This is a genomic window from Shigella sp. FC1567, from assembly GCF_001743015.1.
In the GTDB taxonomy this organism is placed as follows: domain Bacteria; phylum Pseudomonadota; class Gammaproteobacteria; order Enterobacterales; family Enterobacteriaceae; genus Escherichia; species Escherichia coli.
Window position 1 is genome coordinate 1 of sequence record NZ_MIIV01000275.1, and the last position, 1,364, is coordinate 1,364.

Below are 1,364 nucleotides of genomic sequence, written 5' to 3' on the forward strand. Positions count from 1 at the left end.
CTAATCCACCACTCTGATCGAGGTTCACAGTACTGCGCATACGATTACCGGGTCATACAGGAGCAGTCTGGTCTGAAAACATCAATGTCGCGTAAAGGTCACTGTTACGACAACGCTCCGATGGAAAGCTTCTGGGGAACGCTGAAAAATGAGAGCCTGAGCCACTATCGTTTTAATAACCGGGATGAAGCCATCTCAGTAATACGGGAATACATTGAGATTTTCTACAATCGTCAGCGTCGTCACTCTCGTCTGGGGAATATCTCCCCGGCAGCCTTCAGGGAAAAATATCATCAGATGCCTGCTTAAAAAAAGAACAAATGGTAGTGTCCGCTATTGCCAGTACACCTCACATGGCGGGCTATCTGACCGCCAGCACCAAGAATCAGTACATTTTTCATAATATTTCTCATGAAACTTATCCCAGATGGGGGTTGAAAAAAGGAATAACTTTTTCCAGCGCCTCCTGAACTGCTTCCGGTTTGTCATACAGTTCATAATGTGAGAAATCGGGTAATGAAACTAACTGACGATCCTGCGAAACCATCGCCCGGCCATAGACTTCCAGTCCATCACGATAAGCACCGAAGGCACCGACTTTTTCACCAACGACTACCATCACCGGCTGAGTCAGTAACACTTCAGTAAATGCGAAGGCATCCCAGGCCAGCGTTTTCTGTGCATGTGAGAACAACATTTTTGTCGCACCTCCCGGTTGTTGCCCGCGTGGTGTTTTATAGTAGTCAGTTGCTTCATAAACATCGCGTTCGGTCAGTCCATGGGCTTTTGCTGCATCCAGGCTGGCGGGAAGTAATTCGTTGATCTGTAATTCTCCACCACGAGCCTCTTTGGTTCGTTGCGACGCCATTGCATTCAATGCGCCAATCGGATCGTAATTGCTGAAACCTTCCCGAAAAAGACGCCCGATATTAACACCCGTAATACTCACTACTGCTTTAATTCGTTTTTCTGTCAGCGCGGCATTAATGGCATAGTCACCACCCCCACACACTCCCGGTAATGACTCCAACTTACTGATAGTGTTTTATGTTCAGATAATGCCCGATGACCTTGTCATGCAGCTCCACCGATTTTGAGAACGACAGTGACTTCCGTCCCAGCCTTGCCAGATGTTGTCTCAGATTCAGATTATGTCGCTCAATGCGCTGAGTGTAACGCTTGCTGATAACGTGCAGCTTTCCCTTCAGGCGTGATTCATACAGCGGCCAGCCATCCGTCATCCATACCACGACCTCAAAGGCCGACAGCAGGCTCAGAAGACGCTCCAGTGTGGCCAGAGTGCGTTCACCGAAGACGTGCGCCACAACCGTCCTCCGTATCCTGTCATACGCGTAAAACAGCCA

1 protein-coding gene and 2 pseudogenes are annotated in these 1,364 nt (G+C 48.8%); 1 reads left to right on the forward strand and 2 read right to left on the reverse strand.

The window, feature by feature from the left end; all coding sequences use genetic code 11:
• Positions 1 to 309, forward strand: a 309-nt coding sequence (locus tag BHE85_RS15525) for an integrase core domain-containing protein (protein ID WP_146627989.1), incomplete at its 5' end; no start/stop codon positions are given.
• A 109-nt stretch (positions 310 to 418) separates the two neighbouring features.
• On the opposite strand, the pseudogene BHE85_RS15535 reads toward BHE85_RS15525, so the two are convergent.
• Together BHE85_RS15535 and BHE85_RS15540 are read right to left on the reverse strand one after the other, a co-directional pair.
• Positions 419 to 1,015: pseudogene (locus BHE85_RS15535) on the reverse strand (alpha/beta hydrolase); the annotation flags it as partial.
• Positions 1,016 to 1,031: 16 nt separating this feature from the next.
• Positions 1,032 to 1,364: pseudogene (locus tag BHE85_RS15540) on the reverse strand (IS1-like element IS1X2 family transposase); the annotation flags it as partial.